This is a genomic window from Rhodocytophaga rosea, assembly GCF_010119975.1.
GTDB lineage: Bacteria > Bacteroidota > Bacteroidia > Cytophagales > 172606-1 > Rhodocytophaga > Rhodocytophaga rosea.
Genome location: NZ_CP048222.1, coordinates 7864000 through 7883301, shown reverse-complemented (window position 1 = coordinate 7883301; position 19302 = coordinate 7864000). Strand labels below are relative to the sequence as shown.

The following is a 19302-nucleotide window of genomic DNA, read 5'->3' as shown; positions in this document are numbered from 1 at the left end:
CAATATATGCGAATCAGGGGTTACAATCCGGAAAGCATCATCAGCGCAGCGGCTAAACGACCAAACACATGCACCATCAAGCCTTCTTGGGAACGTACTTTGGAAGCATTTTGTATATAAGTTTTCTCTTGTATCCAACTAAAAAGAGATTCAATAGGCTGCCTTATTTTAGCAAGGGCAGTGTTGGTTAAATCCTGATACGCCTGATCAAATTGTTTAACGATGAGTGGCATCCCTTTTTTTTCTTTCATTGGCGTGAGCAGTGTATTGCCCTTGGCAAGCATGTGTTGTTGTAATTCTTTATCACAATAGGCTTTATCTAGAACACTCATATGGGCATAGCTTTTTTCCAACACACTCCGCAGGGCCGTCAAATCATGGACTGAGGCGGGGGTGATAGCTAAAAAGCAGGGGAAAGGCAGGGTATGGGCTCTTTTTAAGGCTAAGGTATGGAGTTTGACTCCATAATAATGCATGTTTTTGGTTGCACAATAGGCTTTGTTTGTTAATGGGGTGGCTACTTTTCCACTTCTTTTGTGAGAGCAGGTAAGAATAGGTATGGAATCGCCCAGCACAATGGTAAGGCAGTCAGCAGGTAAATAAAAAGCCTGTGTCAGTCTTTGGGTCAAGTAAGTAAAAGCGGCTGCCAAACGATTAATTCTATGATTAAAAGTCTGATAAGCAGGCAGGTTTGGAAACCAACTATGCCAGTATTTTTCTATATGCTGATGCATGGATTTGATTTTATATTTTTCTTCATAGCATAAACAAAACAGGTAAATAGTCAGAATTTCTTCATCACTGATTTGCCCTTCAAAATTATTTTTACTAAAACGTTGAACATTCCAACGCAGAAATTGATTATACTCTTCACAGATGTAGCAGTATAATTGGATTAGTTTAAGTTCGTGCATAAAACTTAAACCCTGTTTACTCTACATCTGTTTTTTTATTTTATACTCCTGATTCGCATAATATATACCTTCAAATCGGAAAGATTCTCAAGCAGTTTTTGAAGTAGGAATAGAAACCTGGATATATTTTACTTACAGGAATAAAGAGTATAGTTATCAGTTTCAAATAAAAACCAAAGAAGAAGAAAAATTATTTTTAAAGATTTATTCTTCATGGAAAAAGGATGATGTGCAATAATAACTCCTGATATTTAACGCAACCATTTCTACAACTTATAATGCCCTTCTGACAAACCTCTTAGCCTGTCTGCGGCAGATTCCGGAGTAATGTCTCTTTGAGGATTGCCCAGCATCTCGTAGCCCACCATAAATTTTTTCACGGTAGCCGAACGAAGCAATGGCGGATAGAAATGCATATGCCAATGCCACTCGGGATATAAACCACCATCCGTTGGAGTCTGGTGCATACCAGCAGAATATGGGAATGAAATAGTAAACAGATTATCATACCTGGTAGTCAGACGTTTGAGAATATTGGCCAACGCATTTTTCTCAGAATCGTTCATCTCTGTAATATTGCCGATATGCCGGCGGCTGATAAGCAGGGTTTCGAACGGCCAGACGGCCCAGAAAGGAACCAGGGCTACAAAATGCTCATTCTCTACCACTATCCTTGATTTCTCTTCCAGTTCTATCGCCAGGTAGTCTGATAGCAAACTTTTTCCATTTGCTTCATAATACTGTTTTTGCTGCCTTGTCTCCTTATTCACTTCTACTGGTACTGAACTCTGCGCCCATATTTGGCCATGAGGGTGGGGATTGCTGGCACCCATCATTTCACCCTTATTCTCAAAAATCTGCACATAATGGATATCCGGCCGGCTGCCTAATTCTTTGTATTGCTCTACCCATACATCCACTACCTGCCTGATCGTAGCAACATCCATTAATGGCAGCGTGAGATCGTGACGGGGCGAAAAACAAATCACTTTACAAATACCCGACTCACTTTTGGCTTGCAGCAAATTATTTTTGTTGAACTCTCCTACCGGCGTATCCGCTTGCAAAGCTGCAAAATCATTGGTAAACACAAACGTCTGCTTGTAATCGGGATTTTTAACACCTCCGGCCCTCTCATTGCCTGGACATAAATAACATTTGGGATCATACACGGGACGTTCATCTTTGGGCAGGTCTTCTACTTTGCCCTGCCAGGGTCGTTTTGAACGATGCGGCGATACCAGCACCCGTTCGCCGGTTAATATATTCAGTCTGGTATGGGAATGTTCGTGAAGGTCGAAGGCAGGTTGCATCAATGGTTGTACAGGTTATAAATCAAAAAAATGTATCATTTAAACTACCGACATTCTCACTTAGCTCGGAATACCGTTTTTTCACTAATGACAAATGACTACTAGCCAATTTTATTGGCTGATAATGCTGGTTCCCGATTCAATTTTACCGGTATATATCTTTAGGTCTTTTTTCATGCCTTTTTTATAAGCGGCTGTGATCCTATCATAAAATGAATCTATATTCTCTTCTTTCACCAGATTGATCGTACAGCCTCCAAAGCCTCCGCCCATCATTCTTGAACCTAATACAATTTCCTCATTCTCAGTAAATTCTACCAGAAAATCCAGCTCAGGGCAACTTACTTCATATAAATCCCTTAGTCCATAATGTGTCAGGTACATGCGGTTTCCGAATGAGGCCATATCACCTCGCTGCAAATCTTCAGTAGCTTCCAGCAAACGGGCGTTTTCTTCTACTACATACAAACACCGGTTATATACCACCGGGTCCATTTCCATACGATGTTGCTCCAGTAAGGAAAGTTCAACATCCCTCAGGCTTTGGATTTCCGGGGCATATTGTTGCAGTAATTTCACGCCTGCTTCGCATTGGGCACGGCGTGTATTGTATTCTGAAGTAACCAGTGAATGTTTTACCTGCGTATCGCACAATACAATGCGGATATCCTGCATTTTGAATGGAAAATACTCATATTCCAGACTGCGGCAATCCAGCCTAATTACATGGTCTTTTTTACCGAACATGCTGGCGAACTGGTCCATAATGCCCGATTTTACACCTACAAACTCATTCTCAGCCTTCTGGCAAAGTTTTACTAAATCTACTTTGGATATTTTCAGATGAAATAACTCATTGAGTGAAAAAGCCACGGCACACTCCAAAGCTGCCGACGAAGACATGCCTGCTCCTATGGGCACATCACCACTGAATACACAATTAAATCCCTTTACTTTATGGCCGGCTTTCAGCAATTGCTGGGTAACACCCATCAGGTAATTAGGCCATCCTTTGGAAGACTTTTGCAAAGAATGAATATCTCCGATCAACTCATCTTTCAGATCAGCAGCTATCCAGTGAAACTGATCATCGGTACGTGGGGTAATGGCTACATACGCTGCTTTATCAATAGAGGCTGGAAGTACAAATCCTTCGTTATAATCTGTATGTTCTCCAATCAGGTTCACTCTTCCCGGTGAACGTACGATCAGCGGCGTTTCGTGAAACTGTTTCTTGAAAAGCGATGCAATATGGTCTGGAATACTTTCTGCGGTGGCTGTTGGCATAGCGGATATAATTGATGTATTATTGTACGGATATAATTCCTGACAGTTAATAAAACGGTCCGCAATATAAAAAATAGGAAGAAATAAGCCCTAATTGAGCTGATTATTTTCAATTTCTTAAAATAATAGACAATAATGAAAAGCAGCTATTCTTAGATAAGATGCCCGGTAATGAATGGCTACAGGATTTATAAAATTACATTAATCTATGATGGAATGCATATCCAGGTAAACCAGCTCTTTTGTACCTTCCCTATCTCCTATTTGCCATTTCACTTCATATAATTCTTCCGGATAGGATAATCCATTAGTACGTTTCATACCAGCCAGCTTATCCCAGTTATCTACGCGCATTCTGGCATCAAAGCATTGCTTATGGTTTCGGAAATTTACGATCATATAAGTAGTTTTTCCTTCCTGAACAAAGGATTTGAAAAAATACCTGAATTCATGTTGTTCCATTGTTTCCAGTATATCAATCACCTTTTTCTCATAGTCAGGCGAAGAAAAATCTGGACTGCTTCCAGATGGAAAATTCAATGTAGATTTACAATCCGGCTTAGATAAGAAATAGGCTTTAGGCAAACTGATAAATGCCATAAGCAAAGGAATACTAAGTGCAGTACTTGTAATAATAATCCACCTTTTTTTCATGAGCCACGAATGATTTTTCAGCATTATAAGTAGAATTTACGCTGTACTCTAATTCATAATCTCCGAAGGCTTCATCCAGACTACTTTTTGCTCAGGTACATGCGGCTGGCCGATAATGTCGCGGTATAACTCTGGTCTTCTGGCTTTGCGGTAACGGAATCCTCCGGCTTGGGTTAGCTTGTCTTTTGTACATAAGGCTGTAACCACTTCGTCGCCCAGGCTGCGGCATTCAGAAATCACATCACCAAAAGGATCGAGAATCATCGAACAGCCATTTTTGAGCTGATCATCGTCCATGCCAATGGGATTAGAAAAAATAGCATAAATCGCATTATCATAGGCTCTGGCAGGAAGCCATTTCATGAGCCAGCCCCTGCCTTTCATGCTGTCGAATTCCAGGCGCAGCGAAGTTGGGTCTTTTTCCCGGTTGCGCCACAAAGAAGCATCCACAAAACCGGCTCCTGGCCTGGTAGAAGGCGTACACATGGTAACATGGGGCATAAAAATAATATCGGCTCCCAGCAAAGCTGTAGCCCGTACATTTTCTATGATATTATTATCGTAACAAATCAGGATACCGCATTTCCAGCCGAATAAGTCAAATACCACATACCGGTCTCCAGGTGTAATGTGTGGATTGATAAAGGGATGGAGCTTGCGGTAATTAGCAACCAGCCCATTTTCATTCACACAGACATACGATTTATAAATCTTGTTCTCGTGGTCTTTTTCAAACAAGCCAGCCAGGATAGTAATGTTATTCTCTTTAGAAATGGCAGTGAGCCTTTCTACTGTTTTTCCTTCCGGAATGTATTCTGATACTTTCAATAACTGGTCTTTGGAAAGACGCCTGGCAAAAGTATAGCCGGTAACCGAACATTCATGAAAAGCCACTACCTGCGCGCCCTGCTGCCTTGCTTTGGCTGAAAGTTCACGTATTTTATTCAGGTTATATTCTTTATCTCCGCTCTTGTTTTCAAACTGAGCCGTAGCAATTCGTATATCTTCCATGATGGTTTGTGTTATGTATAAATGGGAGGTTAGACAACATAAGTTGGAATATAAAAGTAAGAATAGTGGTTCAATTTTATTCCAACTTCTACGATCCAGCTTCTTCCTTCCAATCAGAATTTAGGGCAAGGAATTTTTTTGGCAAACTTTTTCCGTTCTTCGGGAGAGGCAAATACATATCTGAAGGAAATCTCATGAGACCCACCGGTGGCCACACCCAGCCTGGAAACTGTCAGGTCGTAGCTATAACCCACAGACATATTATTATGTGTATACCCTACCATAAAAATAGCAGCATCATGGTTATTCAGGCCAACTTCATACCGTTTGATGGGTAACCCCCGGTACCATAAGCCAAACACAACAGGCTCCAGCGTGAAGTACATACCTACATCCAGCTGATCGAATTTGCCCTGCATTTTGTATAAAATAGCCGGTGTAATACTGCGTTCCGGTGCATTTACGTCCTGAGCCAGTCCACGTTTAGAAGATTCATCCAGAGGAATTTTAAAACCAGCATGAATAGTAGCTTTTATGGGCAAGCGGCTGGTATTACCGATTAAAGACTGATTGGGGCGGTTGAGGTGATGGCCGGAAACACCGATCCAGAATTGTTCTGTATACACTAAAGCTCCGGTTGAAAAATCCAGGTAATTGATCATAGCCCCATCATCAAATCTTTCTCCCGTAGGATTCGAAAATTCCCCGGTAATCGGATTAAACTGATCGCCAAAGCTGAGGTCAAAGAAATTAATATTGCGCATTACATAGGAAAGCTGAAACCCTGGCTGAAAAAACAAATTATCTGACAATTGCAGGCGATACGAATACTGCGCCCCAACATCTGTAGACCGCAATCCGCCTATTCCCTGCCTGTCGTGGTTTACTACCAATCCTACCCCACTGTTCACTTTGGAGAAATAATAATCAAAACTGGCTGCATACGTCATATAGTTCGCATCCAAGGCCGGCCACTGATAGCGGTAATTGGCTGTAAATCTTGGTGCCAGCGCCGACCCGGCAAAAGCAGGATTTAAATATAAAGGAGCGGCATAAAACTGGGAATACTGCGGGTCCTGCGCCTGCACCGGAAATATAAAGCTGCAAATGCAAAGGGCAACAAAAAGGTATTTTAACATGAACCGGAAGAGTAAAGAATGTTTGTATGTTACGCTCAAACCCCGTTTTTATTGTAGCGAGGCATAAGGTCTAAAATTATAAAAAAACCGCAATATTTAAGTATGCTCTCAAAATATTAAAAGAATACAGATTTTTCCTCTCAAATCCTAATTATTTTACTCCAGCATCGCAAAAGCCGTCCGGAACGTATTACAATGGGCTTCTACAATATCAGCCATCCGTTCTGAATAACCCCCTCCCATCGTAACTGCCACCGGAATACGTAGTTTCAGGCAATAGTCAAACACTAATTCATCCCGTTTACGGCAACCTTGCCTGGTGAGCGATAGTTTTCCCAGCTTATCAGTTGCCAGTACATCTACCCCTGCCTGATAAAAGACAAAATCTGGTTTATGGCTATCAAATAATTTTGGTAGTTGCTCAGCAAGAATGCTTAAATAGGCGTCGTCATTCATATAACTGGGTAAGGCAATATCGAGGTCTGATACTTCTTTTTTCAGGGGATAATTATCTTTTCCATGCATACTGAAGGTAAAAACATTGGGCTCGTTCCGGAAAATTTCTGCCGTACCATTTCCCTGGTGTACATCCAGATCTATAATCAGTATCCGTTTCACTCCCTGCGTTTTCATAAGCCAGCAAGCGGCAATAGCCATATCATTCAACACACAAAAACCTTCTCCTTTATAGGTAAACGCATGATGGGTACCGCCAGCAATATTAAAGCTGATTTTATTATCTAACGCATAATCTGCTGCTTTCAGTGTACCACAACTGCTGCTTAAAGACCTTTCTACCAGCCGCTGGTTTAAGGGAAGGCCAATTCTCCGGATTTCATGTTCATTAAGAAGCAGGTTTTTCACTTTGTACCAGTATTCCTCTGTATGCACCGCCAGCACCTGTTCATCGGTACATATACCGGCGTCGTACAAATTATCTTCTGTGATGGTGCCTTCATACAATAACTGATCTTTAATGAGTGCGTACTTCTGAATGGGAAACTTATGATCACCGGGCAAATTCAATAAATATCGGTCAGAATAGGCAATCCGGATCATAGGTAATTGAGCGTTTGAGTGATTGAGTAGATATTACTGAAGGTCTGCATGAGTGAGTAATAAATGTAATTCTGTAATTTTCACTCACGCATTCTTTACCGGCAAACTTACCTGAAACTGGGTAAAACCTGAAGGATGAGGCAGTAAAGAGATATTTCCCTTTAGCTTTTCTACGCTGAGCTTTGTCATATGTAAACCCATGCCAGCCTTTTTATGTTTACCCGCTGCCCGGCTGAACAGATCAAAAATCGTAGGTGTATCTATTGGAGAAATGCCAATGCCATTATCCGTTACCTGTATGATTATCAGCATTTCTTGGTGCTTTACTTCAACCGTGATAAAAGAGGCGGCTGCGTCTGGTTTCCGGAATTGTATGGCGTTTTCAATCAGGTTCCGCAGAATAAACGAAAGAATAGAATGGTCTGAGTCTATGCAAATCGCTGCACCAACTGATATATGGATCTGCACCTGATCAAAGCCGGAAACCTGATGTAGTTTTCCTATCACAGAAATCATCAGTTCCTGAAAATCTATTGGTTCAAACCTTACTTCGGCATGCGTAATTTCATGGATTACCGAAAGCCGGTTAAGTAAATAATTCAGGTAATTGGCTTCAAAATTCAATTTATTGAGGTATTCAATGGCCTGTTGCTCCTGTACATCCAGTAAAGCCACCTGGCTCAGGCCGATAAGTCTGGCCAATGGCCCTTTAATATCATGCGCTGTACGGTAAATAAATATATCCAGTTCCCGGTTTGCTTTCAGCAAATCAGTATTTGTCTGTTTCAATTCTTTTGTCCGCTCGCGTACCGTTTTTTCCAGGCGGACATTTACCAGAGAAAGTTTTTTATTCTGTTTTTCAATGGTTTGCTGGGCTTGTTCGAGTTGTTTATAACTTTGAGTCAGGTAATCGTTCTGAGTGGTGATCTCTTCTTTCTGTTGATGAATCTGTGCCGTTCTTTCCTTTACCTTTTGTTCGAGCTCCTGATTCTTTTCTTCAATAAGGCTTTTTAAGGCTCTTTCTTTCACTTTTTCCAGCCGTTCATTTTCGATCGTTTTATCAGTGATCTCTTTCTGCATCAAATTGATACGTGCCGCCAGACCGAAGGAAAATAATACCACTTCCAGCACCGAGGCAATCTGTACACTATACTGTGTAATGGGACTTTGTTCTACGGCAAAAAACCGCTGTGATGCATATACTGCGCCTCCAACTAATAACAATATATTCGCCACTAGAAAGAATAGTGCTGGTGTATAACCTTTTCTCACGCTGCTGATGGCTGCAAATAATATAAAAACGAACGAAATAATAGCTCCAATAATACTGGCACTTCTGCCCAGTGTCCAGTACCCTAACATCATAAGGATAAACACAACCGGAAAAAGAAACAGTAATAAAGTAATCGCTTTATTCAGAACCGGGGCAGTGTTGGCCGTTTTCAGATATTTTCTACTAAATAGCAGGTAGAAAAAAAGCAGCACTGGCGTTGACAAAAAACGCACATATAAATCGGTACGGGGATACTCTGGTAGAAATAATTCAAATATATATCCACTGTTAGAAGAAAAAAAAACACCCACGGCTAATGTATAACATACATAATACAAGTAACTGCTGTCTTTAAGGGTGATAAAAATAAACAGATTATAAAACAGCATAATCAGCATAGCCCCATAGAACAGTGCCTGGTAAATCCGGTTGGTTACATCGAACCGTTTATCAAAACTTGCTTCAGAATAGAGCTTGATGGATTTAAGCGCCAAAGACCGGGATTGCTGGGAGATGTCAGTAGAGCTCTCCAAGCGGGCATAACAGGCTATAACAGATTGTGGCGGAACTGGCACATCAATAAATACCATCTGTCCCACTTTCACATCCCTTTCATGGAATGGCACCAGATCGCCTGATTTTTTCATCAGACCTGCTCCATTTTCATGCCGGATGTAAAATTCTATAAAATCGGTAAAAGTAAAACTAATGTAAACAGTATGTGAGAGGGTATCAGGATTTTGAATATAAAAATGCAGCCAATGAACCGGTGATTTAACATTAATACCAGGATCGTTCAGAGGTTTAAATGAACCAACAAAATCTTTCGCCCTCATAGTACTAATGGAAAGAACACCTTTTGGGTCATTTACTGCTTGAATATAGGGAGTCAAATCATGGTATTCTTTCGTATCCGTAGTAGACACCAGAAAAGTATCTACTGGAGAGGCATAAAGCGATAAAGTCAGCCAGCACAGGAAAGCAGTTACCAGTAATAATTTCATGAACGGGACAGAGGCCAGTTAAGGATGGATTGACCGTTCAAAGTAGGGAATTCTTTCTGGTAGCACCGTAGTTTTTAGGGTCATACGGTACATATGTCAGTTATGAATTTTTAATCAATCAGGTGCCCGGTAAACTGAGCTGTATTGTTGATGATCTGTCCGCCCCTCCGGAAACCTAAGGCACAGGCTTCATAGGCAAAGAAAACGCCAGCCTGATAAAAATGGCCGGAAGCATCCTGTAAAAATTCCGTAAATTCCTGGTAAATTTTTCCATACTCTCCATATTCCCCATCTTTTTCATGTAAAACCTTACCACTACTATCTACAATACGAATGTTTGCCCCTTCCCTACCAAACATGACCTTTTCTACATAGGATTTATAAGCCAGAGGTTTGTCATCGGTTTCCAGCAATAACGGATGATACGGATACAAGTCCCATATTACTTTCAGAATACCCTTGGATTGGAATAATAAGGTATAAGCCGGATTAATTATAACTGCTTTCCGGTTTTTTACTATCTGGGTGAGAATACCAGCCAGCTGGGGTTCATCGTAGGCAATGTATTCCCAGGGTACGAGTTTAAACCAGAAACTGTATTGAGAAAAGCCTCCTTTTTCATCTTCTGTGAAAATCCCTTCTTCCGGCGAAAAATCCACTTCATCAATATGGCGGTAAGCCACTTCAAAACCTGCTTCTCTGGCGGCTTCTCCAATCACCGTTACATTGGTATCATCTTCCGGATTATCCCGCAAAGCCGAAATCAATAAAGTGGGCGCTAACTCCGGATTGGCAGTTTTTAACCGTCGGAAATTACCGGTGAGAGATTCAAACAAAGTGTTAAACTGCATCGAATCGTCCAGGTTATTGCTTTTCAGATGAGCCCATTGTACAACCGCTGTTTCAGGTATACAAGTTGCTGTATCGGCATTAAACTCGATCAGTTTGATTGGTTGTCCGCTGGCACCTCCACTCAGGTCAAAACGGCCATATAAGTGCAGGTTCCGGTCATCTTCCCAGGTAAGCCGGATGAGTTCAATCAAATTCTGAGGAATATTGAGAGCTTCGAAAAGATTATGATCTATTACAAACTGACCGGCCTCCACAAACATTTCATACAATTGTTCAACTGCTTTCGCGTATGCCTCCGCTTCTTCTTTACGAAGCAATACAACTTCCCTTGTAATGTAAGGCAAGGTATCAATCCCCAGCATCCATTCCCATCCCAGCCGTCGCAATTGTTCTTCCGGCGTAATATTCAATGATTTAAGTTTGATCATGGAGAAAATTTGTCTGGAACCAGGATTATACAGATTAAAGGATTGCAAGGCTTGACTAGCCAGATTATGGACTAAATTATAAAACAAATACGCAATCACTCATTGTTAAAATAAGCTTCTAAAGAAACGTAATTCGTAATTCGTAATTCGTAATTCGTAATTCGTAATTCGTAATTCGTAATTCGTAATTCGTAATTCGTAATTCGTAATTCGTAATTCGTAATTATTTTTAAGCACCTACACTTCTGGAACTACTGCCACTTTTTGTTCCAAAATAACCACGGCTGGCATTTACCGGCTTGTTCACCCTGGAACCTTGTACCACAGTGGTATGCTGCTGGGCACGGCTATATACATCCGGACTGGCATAAAAGCCCGGATTGGGGCGGCTGTTCATCGAACGTCCTAAATAATACCCCAGCGCACCATACATGAGTACATTACCTAAGCCCCCGCCATGATAACCACCGGTATTATAGGTTTGCTGGTTGTCATTTTCCCAATCCTTATTATCAGCCTGTGTTTCGACAATACGTTTGGCCTGATCTAAAGTAAGTGTATCAGTTTGTCCATTCAGAAAAGTAACAATGGCCCTCGACTCCCCTTCTCCCACTACCTGTTCGTCTGTAATTTTAAATACGCCTTTCTCCGTCTCCTGAATATGGGTCCGCATTCCTTTTGTGAATACAACTTCATATTCCTCCTGCTCTGCATTGCTATTACCACAGCTTTGCATAAACCCTGTGCCGGCCAGTAAACCCAGGCTTAAAGTACTACTCAATGTAATATCTTTGATCTTGCGTATAATTGCCCCTTTTCGCTTCGGTACCATAATTTTGTATCTATTTAAGATGAAGTATCACTTAATGTGTATGTATACGAATGGTAACCTACAGACAGATACAAAAACGCTGAAAACGTTTGCATACAATCGCAGTTACACAATTTAAACCAATTATAACAGAAATAAGTTGAATTTTTAGTCTTGTAAGTCCGGCCAAAAACTATCTTCTAACATCATCATTTTCTTAGCTCACTGAAGGCACCTGAATATAAAAGGAGGTGCCGCAACCAGGCTCCGAAGTAAGATCAATGCTGCCATTCAGCTTTTGAATTGTTTCCTTCACAATATATAATCCTAAACCTGATCCAGCTTTGTTGGCAGTGGCCCGGTAAAACATATCAAATACTTTACTGATGTGTTCCCTGCCAATTCCTTGCCCGTTATCTGTTACTTCAATTAATGCCTTGTCAGGCTTTACATCGACTACAATTTTTACAAATGGGTCGGAATGATACATATTGGCATAGCGGATGGCATTTGAAACCACATTATTAAGCACTACTTCCAGGCGTTTATAATCCGATACAAAGGCAGTTGGTTGATTTACCTGCGTAATGTATTCAATTTTTCCGGCATTATCCATATACGCATGCTCCTGCAATACATTCTGCACCAGCTTTTGAAAATCAATATAATCTTTCTGTATTTCCAGCCTGGTATTTCTCGACAGATGAATGATCTCTTGTATAAATCCATCCAGTTTCTGAATGCTTTTGTTCATCAAGGCCAGGTATTGCCCTTTTTTCGACTCATCGGTTTCCATTTGCAGGATATTGATAAGTCCCTGGGTTGAAAGCAAAGGAGCCCTCAGGTCATGGGATACACTATATACAAAACGGTCGAGTTCGCTGTTTACTTTTTTGAGTTCTTCATTTTGAATTTTTAATTCCCTGGTCCGTTCGGCTACTTTCTGCTCCAGGTTCTGGTTATACAATTTTACTTTTTGGGCTTCTTTTTCTACAATCCAGATCAGATCGCTGTACATATTCATCATAAATCTGGATAACAGACCAGCCAGAAACATGATAAAAACAAAAGTGACGATGAAAATAATGGACTGCTGAGAATGTTGACTCTGGTAATGTCTATGGATAAGTATAAAATAGTGGCTGACGGTTGCAACAATTCCGGTACTTACCAGCATCACCAGCTGATACTTTTTATAGGCAAACAAGGCCACTAGTACAATACTGGCAATAAACAAAATAGCCGTTTCCAGGCATCGGTTGTAGGGATGTACTACATTAGAAGTCAGGTCATTAAATGGATTTTGCAGAATAATGGATAAAGATACACCCAACATGATGATGTTGGCAGCAGCTTCGAATTTTTTCTGACGGATCAGGAATAATGGAAAAAGCATCAGCCCAATGAACAATATATCAGAACCGATCAGTAGTGCCGGACCATGAGAAAAGCAGTGCATTAAGATGATGGGCAAAAGAACCAGTACACTTGTAATACTTGCTTTAATGAGTACCCTGGTTTTTTTATACACCGACAACGATTCATTCTGGTAGTGCTCCAGAAAATAATCAAAAACTTTTTTCATTAATGAGAAAACAAAAAGAATAAGCTGCGCTGTAGCATGTCAGCAAGAAAAAATTTACTAAATATCTGATTGATAATCAGTCTTACAAAGGTTAAGGGTGTGTACCAGGTAATTCCAGAATTGAATTTCTGGTTTATATCAAAATCATCAGCAACTTGCGTGTAAAACTAAACTGATTTTTTGTAAAACTAAAATGACGTTTTCTAAACAAGTCTCAGCTGCTCTATCAAGGTATTGGGTTTTGCACATAACAGGCATCGGGAGAGCCTGCTAAAAATATATTGAACAGGTTAATATCAACAAGGAATTTATTATTGTAAACTACTAATAATGAGTGAAAAATCTCATTAAACTACAATATATACTTGAAGCGATTCAAAGTAAAGTATTTGTTAAATTTACAGGAGGAAACCATCACAAATTTTATCTATAATTTTTATTTTCCAAACACTTGTCTATGGCTGGCTGGTTGCCCGGAAGCGCTGATTCCTTCCAATACAACCTGGAAACTTTTAGAATCATCCGATAAATAAAAACGCACTTCTGCCTGGCCGTTTTCATCTGTCAGCATATCGGGAAGCCAGAATAAAGTGGCCCGTTTATCCGGTCTGGCATGTTCCTCCTGCTGTACATCATACATAGGCGCATAAAATTCCCGCACAGCAGAATAGCCGGGCGATATAAAAGTTTCCAGTTCTGGTGCAACCGGTGTTGCTGGCGGAGAATACCCTCGTTTTGTAAATATTGCAATTACGCCATTTGCCCCTCTAACGCCATAAATGCCTGTATTTCCTGCATTTTTTAATACTTCTATTCTGGCCACATCTCTGGGATTAATGAAACTTAAGGGATCATCACCCTGGCCGCCTGAGGTTGAATCGGTGGCAGAAACAGAAGATAAGGGCATCCCATCTACAATATATAAAGGCTGGGTGCCAGAATTAAACGTACCAATTCCTCTGATTGTGACCCTGGTTCCCTGCACATTTACCCCGGCTACTCTTCCGGCAATCATCTGGTAAATAGTAGCATATATAGGAAATTTATCGTCTATTACAATCACTGCATCTGCAGAACTATGCAGCCTGGTAATACTCGCATCACTGTTTTGTGATGGCAATCTTTTACTCTTCACCACTACTTCGCTTAACACTCTTTCCTTCCCATTATTGAAAGAATAGGCATTCTCGATTTCCTTGCGTTGGACCGCTTTCGACAGGTAAACTTCTGGTACACTATAGGTTACAGGGAATGCAAGTTCAGGAGGAGCTATATAGCTTGCCGTATCATCAGCAAGTATCACCTTCCCTTCCACTGTTTTGCCTCTGGTACTACTTAACTGAAAGGCAATCTTTGCGCCTGCTTTTATAGGAACATTTTTAATACTGAATTTTCCTTCCGGATCGGAATAAGCATATAAGGCCGGGAGGCTTAACGAATCCTTAGAGACAAGGGTAATCTTAGTCTGGGGAATGGGCCTGGCTCTTCTATCGGGCGTTACAACTTTCCCATTGATCTCTACCCCTTTTTCAATAGGATACTCAATATTTTTCTGTCTGCCTGCTATAATATCATTCCAGTTGAACCTGCGCCAGCCCTGAGTCATCATGAGTATATCCAGTGCTTCCCTGGTAGAATCAGACCGGTCTTTAAAATAATTACCCGGTGATTCGATGTTTCCTTTCAGATCTGACTGAAGCAGCAGATAGGTCAGGATACTGGTTTCCTGATCGCCTTTTACTATCTGGCCGGCATCGGTTACAGACAAGGAAAAGGATGTTCTTACCGGTTCGCCAGCCTGATTGGTGACAATAACTTTTAGCGAAGCTTGTTCTCTGGGCTCAAAAGTAAGCGCTTGCGGTTGTACTTGTACTTTCAGGTATTGCGAAACATTATTGATGAACACAAGCCGTTCACACACAGGCATTCCCTGGCTATTAAATAAAGTAAGCTGGCAAATGCCATTGGGTAAATTGAACACTGGAAACTCCAGAAACGAAACCCCATTCTGATATCTACCCTGTATGCTCTGTTGAATGGCACCTCTGCTTTGTGCTATTACCATATAATTTTCCTGGGCAAATGGAGCAGAGGCAAGCAGTTTCAGTCGGACCTTACCGCTACCCATTTCATCCAGAGACATTACATACCCCTCCTCCTCAACGGCCGGCAGCCTATACATAATGGTAGCTTCACCAATTGTACATTCTGCCTGGTATGATTTCCCAGCTTCCGGTTTAAAATTAAATTTACCCATTCCCATGGCATTGCTTTCAAAAGACATCAGCCGGTTACCGTTATTATCGATGATCCGGCCTTTCACGATCATGCTTTTTCCATCTGGCCTTACGGCTTTAAATGCCAGTTTACTGGTGATTCCTGCTACCAGATGGCCTCCTTCCGGAAAAAACTGTAGATCCGGGCGGGAAAGCGAAGCCTGGGGAGTGGATGTGACGAGGTTATTATTTTGCTTAATATCAAACACTGGAATAGTTGTATGAAACAGATAATCTGGTTCGAAATTGCGCATATAACTGGTATAGGCCATCAGCTGGTAATTTCCAGCAGACAACGTATCCGGCAATACTAATGACCCAGTTGCCCTTCCGGCAAATAACGGGAGAATGAGTTGTTGCACCAATTTGTGTTGTGCCGACAGTAAGTTAATATATAAAACCTGGTCGCCGGCAGCAAGCGTATGCAGGGTACTTTCTACCAGATAGGAACTCAGCCAGATGGTTTCGCCATTCACATAAAATGGTTTATCTGTGTGCACATATGCTTTTTGCTGGTTCCGCCAGCTGGTTGCTTTCGCAAACCGGCTGGTGATATTTTCAAGCTTTTGAGAAATAGTAGTAGGGTTTGCAAGTGTATCTCCCGTTCCTGTTTCTTCATTGATTGGTGTATACTCCAGAGGAAGCATATCGGCCACTCCTTCTAAGGCTAAGGCACCCGTTACTTCAAAAGAAGTAGGATTGTATACCCGTCCTTCAGTAGTGAAATCAATAATAGGGTCGATCATTTTGATTCTGGTAACCGGATGCGGCACATCTTTGTAGGGAGAGCCTATCACCGTTTCTTTGGTATAAATAATCTCAATCTTGCCTGGAAACCGCAGTTTACGCTCAAAAGGCATTCTGCCCGGAAAAATAACTTCATCAGGTTTGAGTACAGTTAAATTCCTGCCTACTTCATTGTAGAGGAAAGAGTATGTACTCCGGATCATCGATTGCTGATCATTTGTTACCGAATAGGCCAGAAAACCCTCTTCCCGCCAGGTATTCCGAACCAGTGATCTTAAAAAATGGCGGATAGAGCCTGCATACGCCTTTTGCCGGTTCTTTTCCCAACGTTCCTTTTCTTTGGAATTAGTCGGCGTAATTTCTTCGAATTTGGTTTCTCCCACAAACAACCCCTGATTTCCTTCTGCTTCAAATCGTTTGAGAAAGAACCAGAGTTTATATCCTAAGGCTTTATTTACAATTTCCAGGGGCGCTGTTGCTGACGCTTTAAATTGGGTATTCTTTTCACCTGGAGAAAAATTAACCACCCATGGATTGAGAATCGTACATTGTGATGCATTGGTGGTTCCGCCCAGAAAATGCTTTTCAAAACGATTATATTGTTTCTGCCACTCTTTATCCCGTTCGCTTTTTACTTCTACTTCCGCCAGTTTTTGCTGATCAGGCTCCAAAATAATATTTACAACCAGATCCTTCTCCTCATCCACCTGGATTGTTTTTTTCTGGGCAATAAATCCAACATACGATACCATTAATTCAAAGGTACCCAGCGGTACATTTCTAATCTCAAAGGCACCTTTGTCGTCCGTAACATCGCCTAGCATAGTATTTACCAGAAACACATTGGCAAACGGAACTGGCACTCCTTTTTCCGAGCTAGTGATAATACCGGTAATCCTAACTTTGTTAATAGGGAGTGAATCACTGACAACAAAGATTTCATGCGCTGAACTACCTGTAAATGAAGGTGAATTTCCGTACACAATAGCAGGCTGATGGAGTATCAAACCTAGTATGACACTTATTAATCCAAAAGGGAATAGTAGTATATTAAATTTATTAGAAAGATACATACGCAAATGCCCAGCTTCTCCTTAAACGGATAATATATAAATCTACTAAATCCATTGCATTTTTATACTATTTATCTGTTTTTTCAAAGATAAGCGCCTGGTAAATTATTGAATGCATTTCCTGGTTCCTGTTAACACTTTTTTAAGCTAATCATTAAAAGATATACTATTGCTAATTACTACATTTTTTTCATTATTTTTCTGCTTGATACCTACCTCAAAACCTCATGCATAGAAGAAAATTTATACGTAACAGTTCCCTGGCAAGCCTTTCTTTAGGCACTCTTTGGCTTAGTGCTTGTGAAAATAGCCCTACCGGAAATACTAAACAAATAACGCAAAAACCTGGATCTGATGCTGCTTTTGAATTGGAAGAACTCACTATAGTTGAGTTGCAACAGAGAATGAAAGATGGCCAGTATACGTCGGAAGCCATTACAAAGCTGTATTTAGACCGGATCGAAGCCATTGATAAAAATGGGACATCTCTTCGCTCGGTGATTGAAGTGAATCCGGATGCACTCAGCATTGCCAAAGCCATGGACGAAGAACGTAAAAATGGAAAACTCAGAGGTCCATTACATGGGATTCCGATTCTTATCAAAGACAATATTGATAGCGCCGATAAAATGGAAACTACAGCCGGTTCCATAGCCCTGGCCGGAAACAGAGCCAGTAAAGATGCATTTATTGTAAGTAAACTCCGCGAAGCAGGAGCTGTATTGCTGGGAAAAACCAACTTGAGTGAATTTGCCAATTTCCGGTCCAGCCGGTCGAGCAGTGGCTGGAGCAGCCGGGGCGGACAAACCAAAAATCCGTACCAGCTGGAGCGGAATCCCTGTGGGTCCAGTTCGGGTTCTGGTACTGCTGCATCAGCTAATTTATGTGCAGCCGCTATTGGAACTGAAACAGATGGGTCTATTATCTGTCCTTCATCTATTAACGGACTTGTAGGTATCAAACCAACGGTGGGTCTGTGGAGCCGTTCTGGCATTATCCCCATCTCCCAGACTCAGGACACTGCTGGTCCAATGACCAGAACAGTAGCCGATGCTGCTATTGTGCTGGGTGCTTTAGCAGGTATAGATGCATCTGATGCTGTTACACTGGAAAGTAATGGAAAAATCAAACCTGATTATACGCAATTTCTGGATGCCAATGGTTTACAAGGCAAACGTATTGGGATTGTAAAAGAATTTATGAAAGGGCACGAAGGTGTAGACGAGTTGTTAAAAAAATCGATGGAGCTATTAAAAAGCAAAGGAGCTATCCTTGTGGAAGTAGAAGTAATAGAGAAGTTCAACAAGCTTGGAGACGCCGAATTTACCCTATTAAAATATGAGTTTAAAGATGGGCTGAATAAATATCTGGCGAGTTCCAATGCCAAAGTAAAATCTCTGAAAGAAATCATTGAGTTTAATAAAGAGAATGAGGCGAAAGCTATGCCTTTCTTTAAACAGGAAATCCTGGAAAGCTCGGAAAAACTAGGTGGACTTGATAGCAAAGAGTACAAAGAGGCGCTGTCAACAAGCAGGGATACTTCCCGGAAATTGCTTCAATCGATCATGAAAGAACATTCACTGGATGCTATCTGTGGCCCTTCTTATGGACCTTCCTGGTGTACCGACCTGGTAAACGGCGACCATTTTTCAGGCTATGGTTTATCTGCTCCTGCTGCTATGGCCGGATATCCACATATTACGGTTCCGATGGGAATGGTGCATGGCTTACCCATTGGTTTGTCGTTTTTTAGTATTGCCTACCAGGAAGCATCGCTTATAACTTTAGCCTATGCTTATGAACAAGCTTCTAAGCACAGAGTAGCACCCAGATTTGAATCAGGCAAACAAGCCGTTTAATTTAGTTGTTGGTTGTT

The 19302-nt window shown here is 41.2% G+C and carries 13 protein-coding genes; 1 reads left to right on the top strand and 12 read right to left on the bottom strand.

What is annotated here, in order from left to right; all coding sequences use genetic code 11:
• Window positions 1-20 precede the first annotated feature (20 nt).
• The 12 genes from GXP67_RS32295 to GXP67_RS32240 form a co-directional block, all read right to left on the bottom strand.
• The gene (locus tag GXP67_RS32295; RefSeq protein WP_162446931.1) at window positions 21-914 is read right to left on the bottom strand and encodes a transposase; all 894 of its coding nucleotides are present in this window, start codon (window positions 912-914) and stop codon (window positions 21-23) included.
• A 266-nt stretch (window positions 915-1180) separates the two neighbouring features.
• On the bottom strand, window positions 1181-2227 hold the full coding sequence (locus tag GXP67_RS32290) for a UDP-glucose--hexose-1-phosphate uridylyltransferase (protein WP_162446930.1): 1047 nt from the start codon (window positions 2225-2227) through the stop codon (window positions 1181-1183).
• Window positions 2228-2338: 111 nt separating this feature from the next.
• Window positions 2339-3514 carry a galactokinase gene (locus GXP67_RS32285; protein ID WP_162446929.1) on the bottom strand — a complete coding sequence of 392 codons (1176 nt, stop codon included), beginning with the start codon at window positions 3512-3514 and terminating at the stop codon, window positions 2339-2341.
• A gap of 201 nt (window positions 3515-3715) precedes the next feature.
• Window positions 3716-4114, bottom strand: a complete 399-nt coding sequence (locus GXP67_RS32280; protein WP_162446928.1) for a hypothetical protein — start codon at window positions 4112-4114, stop codon at window positions 3716-3718.
• A 102-nt stretch (window positions 4115-4216) separates the two neighbouring features.
• Window positions 4217-5179: a nitrilase family protein gene (locus GXP67_RS32275; protein WP_162446927.1), complete on the bottom strand. Its 963-nt coding sequence runs from the start codon at window positions 5177-5179 to the stop codon at window positions 4217-4219.
• Window positions 5180-5292: 113 nt separating this feature from the next.
• Window positions 5293-6318: a PorP/SprF family type IX secretion system membrane protein gene (locus tag GXP67_RS32270; RefSeq protein ID WP_162446926.1), complete on the bottom strand. Its 1026-nt coding sequence runs from the start codon at window positions 6316-6318 to the stop codon at window positions 5293-5295.
• 156 nt (window positions 6319-6474) lie between these two features.
• Window positions 6475-7377 (bottom strand): histone deacetylase family protein, encoded by a 903-nt coding sequence (locus tag GXP67_RS32265; protein WP_162446925.1) that lies wholly within the window; start codon window positions 7375-7377, stop codon window positions 6475-6477.
• A gap of 84 nt (window positions 7378-7461) precedes the next feature.
• Window positions 7462-9654 carry a sensor histidine kinase gene (locus tag GXP67_RS32260; RefSeq protein ID WP_162446924.1) on the bottom strand — a complete coding sequence of 731 codons (2193 nt, stop codon included), beginning with the start codon at window positions 9652-9654 and terminating at the stop codon, window positions 7462-7464.
• Between the two features lie 110 nt (window positions 9655-9764).
• On the bottom strand, window positions 9765-10934 hold the full coding sequence (locus GXP67_RS32255) for a glutathionylspermidine synthase family protein (RefSeq protein WP_162446923.1): 1170 nt from the start codon (window positions 10932-10934) through the stop codon (window positions 9765-9767).
• A gap of 229 nt (window positions 10935-11163) precedes the next feature.
• Window positions 11164-11766 (bottom strand): Cj0371 family chemotaxis-regulating polar lipoprotein, encoded by a 603-nt coding sequence (locus GXP67_RS32250; protein ID WP_162446922.1) that lies wholly within the window; start codon window positions 11764-11766, stop codon window positions 11164-11166.
• A 196-nt stretch (window positions 11767-11962) separates the two neighbouring features.
• On the bottom strand, window positions 11963-13330 hold the full coding sequence (locus GXP67_RS32245) for a sensor histidine kinase (protein ID WP_162446921.1): 1368 nt from the start codon (window positions 13328-13330) through the stop codon (window positions 11963-11965).
• 436 nt (window positions 13331-13766) lie between these two features.
• Window positions 13767-17360 (bottom strand): carboxypeptidase-like regulatory domain-containing protein, encoded by a 3594-nt coding sequence (locus tag GXP67_RS32240; RefSeq protein WP_162446920.1) that lies wholly within the window; start codon window positions 17358-17360, stop codon window positions 13767-13769.
• A gap of 293 nt (window positions 17361-17653) precedes the next feature.
• Between GXP67_RS32240 and GXP67_RS32235 the strand changes: the two genes are divergently transcribed.
• Complete coding sequence (locus GXP67_RS32235) at window positions 17654-19285, top strand: amidase (RefSeq protein ID WP_162446919.1); 1632 nt, start codon at window positions 17654-17656, stop codon at window positions 19283-19285.
• Window positions 19286-19302: the final 17 nt, after the last annotated feature.

Coding starts and splice junctions, on each gene's coding strand:
- GXP67_RS32295 (WP_162446931.1), bottom strand. CDS start 914: ATGCACGAACTTAAACTAATCCAATTATACTGCTACATCTGTGAAGAG.
- GXP67_RS32290 (WP_162446930.1), bottom strand. CDS start 2,227: ATGCAACCTGCCTTCGACCTTCACGAACATTCCCATACCAGACTGAAT.
- GXP67_RS32285 (WP_162446929.1), bottom strand. CDS start 3,514: ATGCCAACAGCCACCGCAGAAAGTATTCCAGACCATATTGCATCGCTT.
- GXP67_RS32280 (WP_162446928.1), bottom strand. CDS start 4,114: ATGGCATTTATCAGTTTGCCTAAAGCCTATTTCTTATCTAAGCCGGAT.
- GXP67_RS32275 (WP_162446927.1), bottom strand. CDS start 5,179: ATGGAAGATATACGAATTGCTACGGCTCAGTTTGAAAACAAGAGCGGA.
- GXP67_RS32270 (WP_162446926.1), bottom strand. CDS start 6,318: ATGTTAAAATACCTTTTTGTTGCCCTTTGCATTTGCAGCTTTATATTT.
- GXP67_RS32265 (WP_162446925.1), bottom strand. CDS start 7,377: ATGATCCGGATTGCCTATTCTGACCGATATTTATTGAATTTGCCCGGT.
- GXP67_RS32260 (WP_162446924.1), bottom strand. CDS start 9,654: ATGAAATTATTACTGGTAACTGCTTTCCTGTGCTGGCTGACTTTATCG.
- GXP67_RS32255 (WP_162446923.1), bottom strand. CDS start 10,934: ATGATCAAACTTAAATCATTGAATATTACGCCGGAAGAACAATTGCGA.
- GXP67_RS32250 (WP_162446922.1), bottom strand. CDS start 11,766: ATGGTACCGAAGCGAAAAGGGGCAATTATACGCAAGATCAAAGATATT.
- GXP67_RS32245 (WP_162446921.1), bottom strand. CDS start 13,330: ATGAAAAAAGTTTTTGATTATTTTCTGGAGCACTACCAGAATGAATCG.
- GXP67_RS32235 (WP_162446919.1), top strand. CDS start 17,654: ATGCATAGAAGAAAATTTATACGTAACAGTTCCCTGGCAAGCCTTTCT.